The organism is Streptomyces sp. AM8-1-1 (assembly GCF_032229325.1).
In the GTDB taxonomy this organism is placed as follows: domain Bacteria; phylum Actinomycetota; class Actinomycetes; order Streptomycetales; family Streptomycetaceae; genus Streptomyces; species Streptomyces achmelvichensis.
Window position 1 is genome coordinate 7,391,876 of sequence record NZ_CP135086.1, and the last position, 15,930, is coordinate 7,407,805.

A 15,930-nucleotide genomic window follows, 5' to 3' on the forward strand; every position below is an offset into this window, starting at 1 on the left:
TCGCACCTACAAAGCACCGAGGGGGCGTGTGTGCACAGCGGAGACCACGAGGACGAAGTGCCGCATCGGGCATGGCAGTTGACGCCCGCAACCCGCAACCCGCAGCCCGCAGCCCGCAGCTCGCAACCCGCAACCCGCAACCCGCAACCCGCAACCCGCAACCCGCAGCCCGCGGCCGAGGCACCTTCGCCCCGGCCGCTGCCCTCAGTTCCTCACCACGCGCCGCGGCGTGGCCGCCCCTCCGGTGAGGCAGGGGTCCAGGAGTCGTCCCTCTCCTGCCGGGAGCGTGCGTTCGAGCCCGGCGATCGCACGGGCTCCGAGGGGCCCGCGGTCTGTCCGTCGGGGTCCAGTACGTCCGCGCCGTACAGGGCCTGCACCCAGTTGGCCTGGTACACGGTGTCGAGGTAGCGTTCGCCGAGGTCCGGGGCGACGGCCACGGCCGTGAGATCGCGCGCGTCGTGCCGGGCCAGCCAGCCCATGGCGCCGCTGACCACCGTGCCCGTGGAGCCGCCGAACAGGAATCCGCGTTTGGCCAGACGGCGGCAGGCGCGAACGGTGTCGGCCTCCTCGACGCGGACCGCCTCGTCCACGAACGACTCGTCCAGCAGCGGCGGACGGACGCTCATGCCGAGGCCGGGGATCATCCGGCGCGCCGGGGCGCCGCCGAAGCTCACCGAGCCGACACTGTCCACGGCGACGATGTGCACCGGCCGGCGCGACTCGCGGAAATACCGTGCGCAGCCCATCAGGGTTCCCGTGGTGCCGGCGCCGACGAACAGGACGTCGAGCTTCGGGAAGGCGCGGGCGATGGCGGGGGCGGTCCGCTGATAGTGCGCCTTCCAGTTGGCCGGATTGGTGTACTGGCTCAGCCATACGTAGCGGTCGTCGGACGCACACATGGCGCGGACGTAGTCGAGGCGCGCGCCGAGGAGTCCGCCGTTGGACCGCTGGCCGGCGACGATGTGCACCTGGCTGCCCAGGGCCTCCATCATCAGCCTGGTCGCAAGATTGCAGCGGGAGTCCGTCACGCACAGAAACCGGTAGCCCTTGCTGGCCGCGATCATGCTCAGTGCGACGCCGAGGTTGCCGGACGAGGACTCGATCAGGATCGAGTCCGGCGTCAGGATGCCCTCCCGCTCCGCGGTCTCGACCATCTCGGTCGCCGCCTTGAGTTTGATCGAACCGGCGAAGTTGAAGCCCTCGCACTTGAGGAAGAGTGAACGCCCGTAGATCGCCGAGAGATCGACATAGAGCTCCTCCTCGTTGAAGGCCTGAGGTACGGAGATGACAGGCACGATGGCCTCCGTGTGGTGGGGGGCGCGCGGGTGGGCTGCTCAGCCGTACCGGCGCAGTTCGTGGAAGAAGCCGTCGGCGACCCGGAGTTCTCCGGTGCGGGCCACCTCGTCGTAGACGTATTTGCCGACCGCCAGATCGAGCACCCCGAGACCGAAGGGGGAGAACACGACGGGCCGGTCCGGCGGCACCGTGACCCGTCCGGCCATCACGTCGTCCAGCGTGCCGTGCACGAAGTCCCGGTTGCCGGTGCGCTGTTCGGTCAGATGCGGTGAAGTGCCGGCTCGCAGGCAGTGCTCGATGTCGTCGACGATGTTCGTCGACGCGAGCAGGATCTCCGGATCGAGGTCGCGCAGCGACACATGCAGGACCACGGGGTTGTGCTCGAACCACGACAGGTCGCCGACGTGCGGCTGACCCGCGACGGTGGCGAACACCACCAGGTCGCTGAGCCGGATCAGGTCCTCGGCGCTGCTGTGCACGGTGATGCGTCCGCCGCCGCCCGACTGTTCGAGGTAGACGCGGAAGCCCGCCGCGCTGTCGGCCGACAGGTCGTGCACCCCGATCTCGTCGAACGACCAGCCCGTCCCCACCAGGAAGGTGTGGATGTACCGGGCGATCAGACCGGCCCCGAAGAAGCCGACGCGCAACGGACGCGGCCGGTCACGGGTGAGCCGGTCGGCGGCCGACGCGGCCGACGCGGCGGTCCGGGTGGCGCTGATGATCGAGCTCTCCAGACAGGCGAACGGATAGCCGGTGTCCGGGTCGTTGAGGATCAGCACCGCCGAGGCCCGGGGGATACCGGAGGCCACGTTCTGCGGGAAGCTGGAGATCCACTTCAGTCCGTCCACGCGGTTCCGGCCGCCGATCGACGCCGGCAGCGCGATGATCCGGGAGGTGGGACGGTCGTGGAAGCGGAGGAAGGACGACGGCGGGTTCACCGACTCGCCTGCTCCGTGCAGCCGGTACGTGCCCTCGACCACCTCCACGATCTCCTTTTCGCGGCCTTCCAGAGCGTGTTGGACCTGGTCGCCCGTGATCACGGCGAAGGACGGCGCGGACAGCGGTTCTGGCATGGCTGGCTCCGTTGCGGGAGAGGGGGTGGTGGTCATCGGACAGCCGCCTGGACGGTCGGCGAGCAGTCGCCCAGGCGCACCGGGTCGGCCATCGCCACGACCACGTCCCGGGGTCCTTCGAAGGGCTCCCTGCTGTGCGCGGTACGGATGTTGTCGACGAGCAGCAGGTCACCGGCCAGCCAGGGCTGCCGGGAGGTGTGGGTGTCGTACACCGCGTTGATCAGCTGGACGGTGTCCTCGGTGAGGGGGTCGCCGTTGCCGTAGCGGGTGTTGAACGGCAGACCGTCCGCGCCGTACTCGTCGATCAGGTACTCCCGCACCTCGGGTGCCGTCGTCCACTCGTTGAGGAACGCGATCTGGTTGAACCAGCACCGCATGCCGGTGACCGGGTGACGCACCACGGCGCTGCGCAGCTGTCGGGTGCGCAGTCCACCGTCGGGCTGCCAGGCGAACTCGATCGCGTTGGCGCGGCAGTAGTTCTCGACGGCGGCGCGGTCCTCGGTGCCGAACGCCTCCGCGACGGAGGCTCCGATCTCGTCGTTGTAGCTGCGGGTGAGCAGCCAGCCCTCGCGCTCGAACCGTTCGGTCAGGGCGGGGGGCAGATCGTCGAGCACGGCCGCCGAGTCGGCGACCGCGGTGGCCCCGCCCTCGGTGGGCGCGGTCAGGCACGCGAACATCATCAGGCCGGGGAACTCCTGTGTGTAGCTCAGCTCGTGATGCATGCACATCGGCTGGTTCGACGGCCAGGCCGTCGACGAGTAGACGCCGTCGGAGTAGGTCTCCCGCAGCGCGAAGGCCTCCTTGTCGGCCGCCGGTCCGGTGGCGAGCTGCCGGAGCACCGCGGCGACGTCGTCCGCGTCGCGCAGCCCGAGGCCGCGGACCAGGACCGCGCCGTGCTCGGCGACGGCGGCGCGCAGTGCGTCCCGCTGCTGGGCGGGCCAGCTCATGGTGTCGGTGCCGGGTTCCAGTTCCAGCACGGGAGGCCGGCCTGGGCGCGATTCCAGGCCCGGCAGCGCGGTGGTGAGCGAGGAGGGCATGGTGGGCTTCCTTTCAGGCGGGGGGCCGGACGGATGCGGCGGAGGGTTGGTCGTGCCAGGAGACGGCGCCGTCCTGTGGACCGGCCGGCTGTGGACCGTCCGGCACCGACACGGGCCTCAGCAGCGGCGAGTTCTGTGGGGAGGGGGCGTCGGCGGCCGCGGCTCGTTCGTCGACGAGGGCGGCCAGGTCGGCGAGGACCGGGTGGCGGGTGATGTCCTTGAGGGAGACGACGCGGTCCAGGGACACCACGAGCTTGACCGCTGTCAGCGAGGTGCCGCCGTGGTCGAAGAAGTGGTCGAGCCGGCCGACGCGGTCCTGCGGTATGCCGAGCACCGGGGCCCAGGCCGCGGCCAGGCGCTGTTCGGTCGGCGTCAGCGGTGCGCGGTGGCCGTTCTCCGCCGCTTCGGGCGGCCCGGCGGCGTCGAGCTGTTCGGCCAGCGCCGTCAGCGCCTTCTTGTCGATCTTGCCGTTGGCGGTCAGGGGCAGGCTCTCCTGCCAGTGGAAGGACGACGGAACCATGTAGGGGGGCAGTGACCGGCTCAGCCGGTGCCGCAGGTCGTCGGCCTCCCGCGGGCCGGGGCCGGAGTAGAACGCCACCAGATGCGCACTGCGGCCCGCGGCTCGGGTGATCACCACCGCACCGTCGCGGACACCGGGTGCCCGCAGCAGGGTGTTCTCGATCTCGCCGATCTCGATCCGGAAGCCGCGGATCTTGACCTGGCTGTCCTTGCGGCCGAGGAACTCCAGCTTTCCCCCGGGCAGCCAGCGGCCGTAGTCGCCGCCCCGGTGCAGCCGCAGGCCAGGACGGTGCGGATCCTCCATGAAGGCGGGCCGGGTGCGTTCGGGGTCGTTGATGTAGCCCCGGCCGACGCAGACGCCGGAGAAGACGATGGCGCCGGGAGCCCCCAGCGGCACGGGGGAGAGGTGCTCGTCGACGACGTAGATGTGCACGTTGTTGACGGGGCGGCCGAGCGGTACGCGGTCGGTGTCCGGCACCCGGTCCATGACCTCGTGGTTGGTGTCGTCGGAGGTCTCGGTCAGTCCGTAGGCATTGACCAGCGCGATCCCCGGCTGCGCGGCGAACCAGCGCTGGACGAGTTCCATCTTCAGCGCCTCGCCGGTCACCGACACCCGTCGCAGATCCGGGAGTTCGCGGGGATGGCGCTCCAGGCAGGAGAGCACGGCGTCGAGGTAGGACGGCACCACCTGGAGGACGGCGACACGTCCGTCGACGATGGTGTCGAGGAACTGCCGTGCGTCCAGGACCGCTTCCTGCCCGACGAGCAGGGTCCGCCCGCCGGCCAGTACGGGCGCGAGCAACTGCCACAGGGAGATGTCGAAGCACTGGGGCGCGGTCTGGGCGACGACATGTCCCTCGTCGATGCCCAGGTCGTCGATCTTGGCGTAGAGGTGGTTGAGCATGCCGGCGTGCTCGCACATCGCGCCCTTGGGTTCACCGGTGGATCCGGAGGTGAAGAAGACGTAGGCGAGCTGGTCCGGCCCGACGCGGACACCGGGGTCGGCGTCGGAGTGGTCCTCCGCGTAGGCGGCCTCGACGAGGAGCGTCTGTACTCCGGGGCGGGACTCTGCGGCCGCCGACCGATCGGGCTGCGATGGGTCGGACCCCGCTGCCCGGGCCCCGGACTCTCGGCGCTGCGACTCCAGTGCCTCGTCGAGTGTCGCGGTGCTGCCGGGTTCGGTCAGGACGAGCCGGCACGCGGCGCGGTCGAGCATGGCGGCGATCCGGCCGGCGGGGAAGTGCGGTTCGACGGGCAGATAGACGCCGCCCGCCTTGAAGACGCCGATCACCGCCGCCATCCAGTCGAGATTGCGCTCGGTCACGACCGCGACGACGTCCTGGCGGCGCAGTCCGCGAGCCAGGAGGGCGCCCGCCAGGCGGTTGGCGCGGGTGTTGAGCTCCTCGTACGTCCACTGCCGTTCGCCCTGTACGGCGGCGACCGCGTCCGGACGGATCCGCACCTGCTCTTCGAACAGTTCGTGGAACCGGCGGTCCGGCAGCTCCCGGTGGGGCCCGGCGAGCCCGTCGAGCTGGAGATCGAGTTCCCCGGCGGACAGCAGGCTCTGCCGCCCGTGATCGGCCTCCGGATCGGCGGCGATGAGCGCGAGCGCGGTGAGGTGATAGCCGGCGATCCTGGCGGCGCATTCGGCGTCCAGCACATCGGTCCGGTAGAACAGCCGCAGACCGCGACGGGCGCCGTGGTGGGGGAGCGCCACGCGCAGTACGGTGTCCCGCTCCCGGCCCTCGCCGTCGCCGTCGCCGTACGGATCGAAGAGGGTCTCGGGCAGCGGCTCCCCCAGACCCAGCTCGCGCCTGAAGTCGTCGACGGGGAAGTCCTGGTGCGCCAGCAGCTCCGCCTGTGCCCGGTCGGTGTCCTCGATCAGCGCACGCCAGGTCCCTGAGGCGGTCGACAGCCGGCACGGCAGCGGCGTGCCGTCCGGCGTGCGGACGTACGTCGCGACCGCCTGCTCGCCGGACAGCGCCGCGAGCACCTTGGCGTGCGCGGCCAGCAGCACCGAACTCAGCGGCAGGTCCGCCTCGTCCGCCCACCGGCGCAGCGATGCCAGCAACTCGTCCGGTACGGCCGCCGTGTACTCGGCGGTCCCCGGCACGCGGTCGCCCGACCAGCGGGGGATCGCGGTGAAGGTGCCGGCGGTGAGCACCCCGCGCCAGAACTCGGCGTCGGTCTGCGTGGACGTTGCCATCACTCCTACCTCCACTGCTCGCCGGTGTCCCGGCCGATCGGCCGAGCCGGGTTCCCGGTCCACCGGGCGTTCTGCGGGACTGCCTCGCCCTTCATGAGGAAGGAGTCGGGGGCCAGCTCCGCGCCGTCGCCCACCGTCACGCCGTAGTGGACGAAGGCGCCGACCCCGAGCGTGCAGCCGGCGCCGATGCTGCTGCGGTCGGACTTGAACGTGCCGTCCTCCTGGGAGTGGCACTGGACGACACTCCCCGCGTTCAGCGTGCAGTTGTCGCCGACGGCGACCAGGGGGCGCTCCGTGAACGAGCAGCCGTCGTCGAAGACTCTGCGGCCGAGCCGGACTCCCAGCAGCCGCCAGATCAGGTTCTTGTACGGGGTGCCGTTGTAGATGCGCAGCCAGGTCTCGTTGGGCACCTTCCAGTACCGCTCACGTCGCCAGAAGCGGCGGTCGTAGATCGAGCAGAACACCGGACACAGCGGGTGCAGAGCGGTGACGGCCCGCTCGACCAGTACGTAGTACACGGCGCCGGACAGGAGGAGGAGGAGGTTGCCCAGCGCGATCGCCAACGCGCCGAGCGAGGCGTAGAGCTCCGCGGTCACCGCGACGAGGAGTGTGAACCAGGTGAAGTAGAACCACCGCACCAGCAGATACAGCACCATGGTGACGACGTTGTGCTTGTTCTTGGCGGCGAGGTTGGCGGGCAGCTCTTCTTCGTTCTTGAGCTGGTCGAACGTGCTGTCCCGGTGGACGGACCGGGGGATCTCGAAGCTGGGCGAGCCCAGCAGGCCGACGCCTTCACGGACCGTCCCGTCGATGGGGACCATCACCTTCGTGGCGAGCAGGCAGTTGTCGCCGGTCCGGCCCCGCGACGGGTAGGCGATCCTGTTCCCGAGGAAGTTGTGCGGGCCGATCGAGGTGCGGGAGACGCTGAAGGACGTGTTCGAGAAGTCGGCGTTGACCATCGACAGGCCGTCGGCGATCATCGTCCCCGTTCCGACGGAACTCAGGTACGGCGTCTCGTGCTTCACGTCCGTGCCGAAGTTCGATCCGGTCTGTTCGACCGGCGAGAGCTGGTACCCGAGCGTCCGCAGGTAGTGGACGATGGCGGAGCTGTCGCCGAACAGCCGGGTCATGAACTTCCTGTTGGTGAGGAGGACGATCGCCCGGTGCATCCCGTAGTGGATTCCGTACAGGGGATAGACCCGGCCGGGTGTCATCGCGCGGTTGAACAGCCGGGGCAGCGTGGTCATGATCAGCAGGCCGACGGGTATGGCACCGAAGAAGAGCACGACCGAGGCCACCAGCGCCTCGACGTAGAACGTCCAGCTCGTCAGCGCCGCGGGCCCGGGCTCCAGGGCCGCGGCGAACTGCGGCACCTGGGAGAACATCAGGCCCACGACACCCACCGCGAGCGGCATGTAGAAGAGCAGTGCTGTCAGCAGCTGAAGGACACTGTGCACGGCCCGTCGCACGGCACCGCAGCCGGCCGGTCCCACTCCGCGGAAGTCCACCGCGCTGTCGGCCGGAACGGCGGGGGATCCGTGCCAGTGTTCTCCGGCGGGGACGGTCTGTCCGCTGTGCAGCGAGGAGGCGTGGGCCAGTTGGGCCCCGTCCCCCATGGAGCTCCCGATGTCGAGCACGGTCGCCTCGCTGACGGTCACGTCCCGCCCGAGCGTGACCGGGCCCGTCTGGATGCGGCCGGCGTGGGCCCGGTAGCAGGCGAAGAACGAGTCCTTGCGGATGACGGTTCCGTCGCCGACCGCGAAGAGGTCGGTGCACACCGGCATGTTCCGGGAGAAGATCACGACACCCCGGCCGACCTTCGCTCCCAGCAGCCGCAGATAGAAGGTGTAGAGCGGCGAGCCGACGAACAGCACCAGCGGGTTCGCCCGCACCAGCGTCTTGACGAGCCAGAACCGTACGTATCCCAGGCTCCAGACCCGTATCTCGCGCGGCTTCCACCGGCCGATGACCGTCCACTTCACCACGACCGGCAGGGAGCACAGCACCAGGAAGCCGACGGCGCCGAACACGACCGACCGCAGATAGATGTCGGCCACACCCGACCCGGCGGAGATCCACTCGTAGCCCCGCGCGGTGATGAACGCGATGACACAGGAGTATCCGACGAACGCGAGCAGTTGCAGCGCTCCGCACAGGACGTACTCCCACAGGCTCGTCCGAGCCGTCGGTACGGGAGCAGGCGGTGGCTCGACGGGGGTGGAGGGCTGTGGTGCGTCGGTGAGCGCCGTGGCGAGGCTGTGGATCGTCGGATTCCGGTATACGTCCTTCATGGAGACCGACGGCAGGTCCGCGCGCTTTCTGATGCGTGCGCAGAAATGTGCCATCACCAGTGAGTCGGCGCCGAGCTCGTCGAAGAAGTGGCTGTCGGCCGACACCTCCGGAACGCCCGCGACATCGGCCAGCATCTCGGCGAGGATCTGCTCGGTTCCGGCGGCGGACGGTTCGGTTGGCGCGGTGGGTGTCTGCCCGACCGGGACTGCGGGGGTCTGTTCGCTTGGGGCGGTGGCGGTGTCGTACCCGTTTTTCCGGACCACGGCGGATTCCGCCGACCCGGGTGCCGGGCCGGGGGCCAGTGCTTCAACGGGCTTTCCCACCATGCGAGCTCCTCGGAAGGTCGTGACGGCCGGACCGCTACGGGCCCAGGCGCAGGGCCCGGGCGTCGCCCCCGCGACGCGTCGATCGTGCGATCCGTACGGCGGGTGGCGTATCGAGCACGGACGGCAAACCGGTCGGCACTTCACCCGACCCGGTGCCCATGGGGCTCGACGCCGGACACTGCCGGACGTCTTGACCTGTATTCGACACGGGCAGTGGGACGGATTGGCCAAATCGTGACTTGTCTCGCATATCGGTCTTGATCTCGAACCGTGGACAGTGCCGGGCCGCCCCGGGGGTGGAGGTGGCGGGAACCCTGTACCGTCCGCGCAGCGCCTGAACCCGGAGCGACGAGAGGTGCGCGGGCGCCCTTCAGCCCCGCCCGCCCCGCCCGGCAGAACCATCCGGGTGACCGCCGCCGCGGCCGGAACCCCGGCCATGACGAAGAGGCTCCCGGCGAACGCCTCGCCCGGCAGCGGCGGTGGCCCGCGGCCCGTACGGGCATGGCCCCCACGAGCGCCGTGCCGAGCGTCCCGCCCGGATGGCGGACGTCTTCAGCAGCCACGACGCGCCGCCGCGCCGACCGGCCGGCGGGGCTGCCGTCACGACCGATGTGGCCGGGTTGTCGACAAGCGGGATCGACGTCGCCCGCACCAGCAGCGCGGCACCGATCGGCCGGAAACGGTGACTGCCACGGCCGCGCCCAGGGCGGAGCCGAGTGCACCGCTCGCCGCACCACCACCGTCGCCTCGGCGAGCGCCGAAGTGGCAGGACAGTGCGCCGGTGGCCGGCCCGCTCTCCCGGGCGCCTACGCACGGACGGTGTGTGAAGGGCGCCGCGCATCGAAACCGGCCGCGCGTGACACGCCGCAATGCGCTCTCCCCGCAGCCGACGGGAAAGGCGGTCACACGCTGTGCCCCGACCGGGCGGGGTCGACGCAGAACGTCGCCCCGCCCGCCGACGAGCCCCTCGCGAGAGGCCGTGCACGGCGCGCTCATCCCCGAGCTGCGGTCACTGCCGGCCGTGCATCCCCCGCGTGCCCCCGTGGCACAGCTCCAGGCGCGGCCGATCAGGTGAATCCCGCAGGCCGCGTGCCACCTGGCGGACCGTGCCTACGCGGGAGGGGCGACCAGGCTGTCCGACTGGTTCGCCCTGCGCAGCGAATCGGCGACGAACCCGCCGGCTTTCAGATCCTCGACGAGCTCCCGGAGGAACTCGACGGTCTCGGTCCGCCGGGTGACCGGCGTGCCCACCGCCTGCTGGATCTGCATGAAGCGGTCCTCGATCAGACGCATGTCTGGATGCGCGGCGACGAACTCGGTCATCGGCTGCCTGATGCCTGCCGCGACCTCCAGCCCCTCGGTGCGGAACGCCTCGGTCCCCTCGTCCGCGCGCACCACCGTCGCGTGCTGGAGCGTGCGGGAGAGGAAGAGGTCGTAGGCCGATCCCTTCTTCACTCCGATGCGCACACCGGCGCGGTCGATGTCGGCGGCGGAGGTGAAGGGTGAGTCGCGGGGTACGGCGTACACGCCCTCGATCACGACGTACGGGGCGGTGAAGGCCACTTCGGCCTCCCGCGCGGGATCGACGGCGAGGAAGCACAGGTCGGCGCGGCCCGAGGTCATCGCCTCGTACGACTTCCGCGCCGCGTCGAAGCAGAGGAGTTCCACCGCGACGCCCAGCCGCCTGCCGACCTCACGCGCGATGTCGACCGTGATGCCGGACGGCGCCTCCGGTGTGCCCTGGGCCAGTACCGCGTTGCCCAGATTGATCGAGGCCCGCAGCACGCCACTCGGGGCCAGGTCCTCGGTGATGGCGGCAGTCGTGATCCTCATGAAGGGGAGTGTAGGTGCCGAACCGGTGCCACCGGCCCGGGGGACCGGCCTCCACCCCGAGCGGACGATCGCCGCGCTCCGCAGTGCCGCTGGATGGCCCAACTCCGCACCGCCACACGCACGGTGGGGGCCGAACCGATGATTTTGACATAGCCTTGACAAATTACGATTGCGTTGCGAACATGCAAAACACTCGCACGACGTAGACAAGAATCTTGCGATCCATGCAAGAACTCCGCAGGGCCGTATGCCCCTTGACGGTGGACGCATGCCGTCGCGCGCCTTGCCTGACGCACCCCCACCAGGTCAGGAAGGAACCTCCATGTCCTTACGCCGTCTTCCGGCATGGGCGGCACCACTCGCCGCCCTCGCGCTGGTGCTGTCCGGCGCACCGGTGCCCGCCGCGGCCGCCCCGGCGCCGGCCGCCATCCCGCCCTCCGACTACCAGCAGGTCCAACTCGCCTACGGGGCAGCCGAACTCGGCGAGGCGATGTCCCTCGCCGTCCTTCCGGACCGCTCCGTCCTGCACACCGCGCGCGACGGCACGGTCCGGTACACGGACCCCGCGGGCAACACCAAGGTCGCCGGCAAGCTGGACGTCTACACCCATGACGAGGAAGGACTCCAGGGCGTGGCGGCCGACCCCGGCTTCGCCGCCAACCGCCATGTCTACCTCTACTACTCGCCCAAGCTGAGCACCCCCGCCGGCGACGCCCCGGTCACCGGCACCGCCGCCGACTTCGAGCAGTGGAAGGGACATCTGAATCTGTCCCGGTTCACGCTCAGGAGCGACGGCACACTCGACCCCGCCAGCGAGAAGGTCGTCCTCGAAGTCCCCAACGACCGTGGGCAGTGCTGCCATGTCGGCGGTGACATCGACTTCGACACCGCCGGGAACCTCTATCTGACCACCGGCGACGACACCAACCCGTTCGAGTCCAGCGGCTACAGCCCCATCGACGAACGGACCGACCGCAACCCGCAGTTCGACGCCCAGCGCTCCTCCGGGAACACCAACGACCTGCGGGGCAAGGTCCTTCGGATCAAGCCACAGCCCGACGGCAGTTACACCGTCCCGGCCGGCAACCTCTTCGCACCCGGCACCGCCAGGACCCGGCCTGAGATCTACGCGATGGGATTCCGCAACCCGTTCCGGATGTCCGTCGACCGTGCCACGGGAGTCGTCTACCTCGGCGACTACGGCCCCGACGCCGGCGGTACCGACCCGAACCGGGGCCCCGGCGGTCAGGTGGAGTTCGACCGCATCACCGGCCCCGGCAACTACGGATGGCCGTACTGCACCGGCACCAACACCGCCTCGGAGACGTACAACGAGTACACCTTCCCGAGCGGACCCGGCGCCGCCATGTACAACTGCGCCGGCGGGCCGGCCAACAACTCCTTCCGCAACACCGGACTCGCCACCCTTCCCGCCGCGAAGCCCAGCTGGATCAAATACGGCGACGCGGGCTCCCCGCCCGAATTCGGCGGCGGCTCCGAGTCGCCCATGGGCGGCGAGGTGTACCGGTACGACGCGGGCCTCAACTCCTCGGTGAAGTTTCCGCAGTCGCTCGACGGGCGCTACTTCGCCTCCGAGTACGGACGCCGCTGGATCAAGGCCGTGGAGGTCAGGTCCGACGGCTCGTACGGCCTGATCGAGGACTTCCCCTGGACCGGCACCCAGGTCATGGACTCCGACTTCGGACCCGACGGCGCTCTGTACGTCCTCGACTACGGCTCGGGCAGCGGCAATCAGGCGCTGTACCGCATCGAGTACATCGGCGGCAGCAACCGCAACCCCATCGCCAAGGCCGCCGTCGACAAGACCTCCGGGCCCACACCGCTCACGGTCGCCTTCTCCTCACAGGGCAGTTCCGACCCCGAGGGCAAAGCCCTGACGTACTCCTGGAACTTCGGTGACGGCACGACGTCGACAGCCGCCAACCCCAGCCACACGTACACGACGGCGGGCACCTACCGCCCGACGCTGACCGTACGCGACCCCGAGGGTCTGACCGGCACCGCGAGCCTGGTCGTCACGGCGGGCAACACCGCACCGACCGTCACCCTGACGACTCCCGCGGACGGAGCGCTGTTCTCCTTCGGCGACACCGTGCCCTTCACCGTCACCGCCACCGACCCCGATGACGGGCCGGTCGACTGCGCCAAGGTGAAGGTCACCTATCTGCTCGGGCACGACAGCCACCGGCACCAGATCACCTCGAAGAACGGCTGCTCCGGCTCCATCGCCGTCCCGGCCGACGGCGAGCACGACAGCGCCGCCAACCTCTACGGCGTCTTCGACGCCGAGTACACCGACAACGGCGGACTGACCTCCCACAGCGTCCGCATCCTCCAGCCCAGGCACCGGCAGGCGGAGCACTTCACTGCTCAGTCCGGTATCCAGACGGCGGACCACGGAGCCGCCGAGGGCGCCAAGACGGTCGGCTTCACCGACAACGGGGACTGGGTCTCCTTCCAGCCGTACGCGCTCTCCAACGCCAGGAGCGTGACGGCACGGGTCTCCTCGGGTGGCGTCGGCGGAACCCTCGAAGTGAGGGCGGGCTCGGCGACCGGCACCCTGCTGGGCAGCATGGCCGTCGCGCCGACCGGCGGCTGGGAGAACTTCACCGATGTGTCGACGAACCTGGCGAACGCCCCGTCCGGCACCACCACCCTCTACCTCGTGTTCAAGGGAGTGACGGGCCAGGGGAACCTCTTCGACGTCGACGCGTTCACCTTCGCCACCGGCGCACCCACCGGACCGAAGACCGTCGAGGGTGAGGCGTTCACCTCCGGGTCCGGCGTCCAGCCCGCGGCCCACGGCAACGCGAGCGGCGGCCAGACACTCGGCTACATCGAGAACGGCGACTGGGCCGGCTACGCCTCCGTCGCCACGGCCGGTGCGAAGACCTTCTCCGCCAAGGTGTCGTCCGGCGGAGCCGGCGGCACCGTCGAGATCCGCGCCGGCTCCGCCACCGGCACCCTGCTCGGCACGGTCGCGGTCGCGCCGACCGGCGGCTGGGAGACCTTCACCACCGTCTCCACCACGCTCACCGCCACGGGCACCGGACCTCTGTTCCTCCGGTTCACCGGCGGGTCCGGCTCCCTCCTCGACATCGACACCTTCACCCTCGGCTGACGGGTGGAAGGAGACATCGTGAAACGCATCCACCGCACGCCCGGACGCCGCTCCCTGGCGTTACTCGCCACCCTGGCGCTCGGACTCGCCGGGGCAGTGACCGTGCCCGCCACCGCGGCCGCGGCCGACTACGACGTGCTCGTGTTCTCCAAGACGGCCGGCTTCCGGCACGACTCGATCCCGGCCGGGATCGATGCCATCCGCTCGCTCGGCACCGCCAACAACTTCTCCGTCACCGCCACCGAGGACAGCGCCGCTTTCACCGCCTCCCAACTCGCGGGCTACGAAGCCGTCGTCTTCCTCAACACGACGGGCGACGTGCTCGGCGACGCGCAGCAGAACGCGCTCCAGTCGTACGTCGACGCGGGCGGCGGCTTCCTCGGCGTCCACGCGGCCGCCGACACCGAATACGGCTGGCCGCACTACGAACAGCTCGTCGGCGCCCGCTTCCAGAGCCATCCCGCGATCCAGCGGGCAACGGTGAAGACCGAGGACCGCTCGCACCCCGCGACCACCCACCTCGGAGCCGACTGGAGCCGGACCGACGAGTGGTACAACTACCGCTCCAACCCCCGGGCCGGGGTCCGTGTCCTGCAGAGCCTGGACGAATCCTCGTACAGCGGCGGCGAGATGGGCGGGGACCACCCCATCACCTGGTGCCATCCGCAGGGTTCGGGACGCTCGTTCTACACCGGTCTCGGCCACACCGCCGAGTCGTACGCCGACCCCGCGTTCCGCTCGCTGCTGCTCGGCGGCATCCGCTACGCGGCAGGCACCGCCCCCGCCGACTGCAGCCCGCGGGGCGGAACCGGGCCGAAGACCGTCGAGGGGGAGTCCTACACCTCGGGGTCGGGCGTGCAGCCCGCGGCCCACGCCAACGCGAGCGGCGGCCAGACGCTCGGATACATCGAGAACGGCGACTGGGCGGGCTACGCGTCCGTCGCCACGGCCGGCGCCCGGACCTTCACCGCGAAGGTCTCCTCGGCAGGAGCCGGGGGCACCATCGAGGTACGGGCGGGTTCCGCGACGGGCACGCTGCTCGGCTCGGTGCGCGTCGCGCCGACCGGCGGCTGGGAGACCTTCACCACCGTCTCCACGACCCTCACCGCGACCGGGAGCGGACCCCTGTTCCTCCGCTTCACCGGCGGCGCGGGTGCTCTCTTCGACATCGACACCTTCACCCTCGCGACGGCGCCGCCGGTGACCGAGGCCCTCTCGCAGAACGTGCACCTCTTCTACTACCCCTGGTACGGCACGCCCGCGGGTCAGGGAAGCTGGCGGCACTGGCAGCAGGGCGGTCGCACCCCGCCCGACGACATCGGCGCCGACCTCTACCCGGCCCTCGGGCCGTACGACTCCGGGGACACCACCGGAGCGGTGGACCAGCACATGCGATGGACGGCGCAGTCGGGTGCGGGCGTACTCGTCTACAGCTGGTGGGGCCGCGGCGGTTACGAGGACGGCATCGCCCGCCGGGTCATGGACGCCGCCCAGCGCCACGGGATCAAGGTGGCCTGGCACATCGAGCCGTACGCCGGGCGCACCGCGCAGTCCGTCGTCGACGACATCCGCTACCTGAACTCGACCTACGGCGGCCACCCCGCCTTCTACCGGGACGCCGCCCACGGCAACCGCTCGGCCTTCTACATCTTCGAGAGCCTGCGGATCGCCGACTGGACGGCGCTCGACCAGGTCACGGCGAGCAGCATCGTTCTCGCGCAGACCACCGACACGACGAAGATCGCCCACTTCTCCGGTCTCTACACCTACGACGGCATCGCGGGGGCCACCGCCCCCGGCTGGAAGCAGGCCGGTGACTACGCCCGCGCGAACAACCTCATCTGGGCCCCCTCGGTCGCGCCCGGCTATGTCGACGACCGTGCCGTGCCCGGCAACACCACACCCACACTGGGCCGTTCGAACGGCGCCACCTACGACAAGGAGTGGAACAACGCGCTCGATCCGGCGATCGGCGGCTCCCCGGCATGGGTCTCCGTGACGTCCTTCAACGAGTGGCACGAGGGCAGCTCCATCGAGCCCGCCGCGGCCAACCCGCCTGCCGGGCACGGCTATCAGACCTACTCGGGTGCCTTCGGGAAGACCGGCGCCGCGGCCGAGACGGCGTATCTCGACCGTACGAAGTACTGGGTCGGCGAGTTCGAGAAACTGCGAGCCGCGCGACGCCCCTGAGATGAGTCCGCCCGTT

Annotated in this window: 8 protein-coding genes; 2 read left to right on the forward strand and 6 right to left on the reverse strand. The window is 70.4% G+C overall.

All coding sequences use genetic code 11. The features are described 5' to 3' along the window. Positions 1-212: 212 nt before the first annotated feature. From sbnA to RPQ07_RS33040, 6 genes are all read right to left on the reverse strand, one after another. Entirely contained in the window at positions 213-1,295 is a 1,083-nt protein-coding gene (sbnA, locus tag RPQ07_RS33015) for a 2,3-diaminopropionate biosynthesis protein SbnA (protein ID WP_313947900.1), read from the reverse strand. Between the two features lie 39 nt (positions 1,296-1,334). Further along, a complete protein-coding gene (gene sbnB / locus RPQ07_RS33020) occupies positions 1,335-2,405 on the reverse strand; it encodes a 2,3-diaminopropionate biosynthesis protein SbnB (RefSeq protein ID WP_313947901.1) in 1,071 nt (356 codons plus the stop codon). Continuing rightward, positions 2,402-3,406 (reverse strand): TauD/TfdA family dioxygenase, encoded by a 1,005-nt coding sequence (locus RPQ07_RS33025; RefSeq protein WP_313947902.1) that lies wholly within the window; start codon positions 3,404-3,406, stop codon positions 2,402-2,404. Before RPQ07_RS33025 ends, sbnB begins: the two co-directional genes overlap by 4 nt. A gap of 13 nt (positions 3,407-3,419) precedes the next feature. Next, on the reverse strand, positions 3,420-6,131 hold the full coding sequence (locus tag RPQ07_RS33030) for an amino acid adenylation domain-containing protein (protein ID WP_313947903.1): 2,712 nt from the start codon (positions 6,129-6,131) through the stop codon (positions 3,420-3,422). A 5-nt stretch (positions 6,132-6,136) separates the two neighbouring features. After that, entirely contained in the window at positions 6,137-8,557 is a 2,421-nt protein-coding gene (locus RPQ07_RS33035) for a Pls/PosA family non-ribosomal peptide synthetase (RefSeq protein ID WP_313949110.1), read from the reverse strand. A gap of 1,302 nt (positions 8,558-9,859) precedes the next feature. Next, entirely contained in the window at positions 9,860-10,582 is a 723-nt protein-coding gene (locus tag RPQ07_RS33040; RefSeq protein ID WP_313947904.1) for a transporter substrate-binding domain-containing protein, read from the reverse strand. A 322-nt stretch (positions 10,583-10,904) separates the two neighbouring features. On the opposite strand from RPQ07_RS33040, the gene RPQ07_RS33045 reads away from it, so the two are divergent. Together RPQ07_RS33045 and RPQ07_RS33050 are read left to right on the forward strand one after the other, a co-directional pair. Next, complete coding sequence (locus RPQ07_RS33045) at positions 10,905-13,724, forward strand: carbohydrate-binding protein (RefSeq protein WP_313947905.1); 2,820 nt, start codon at positions 10,905-10,907, stop codon at positions 13,722-13,724. Positions 13,725-13,751: 27 nt separating this feature from the next. Further along, positions 13,752-15,914 carry a ThuA domain-containing protein gene (locus tag RPQ07_RS33050; RefSeq protein WP_413777859.1) on the forward strand — a complete coding sequence of 721 codons (2,163 nt, stop codon included), beginning with the start codon at positions 13,752-13,754 and terminating at the stop codon, positions 15,912-15,914. Positions 15,915-15,930: the final 16 nt, after the last annotated feature.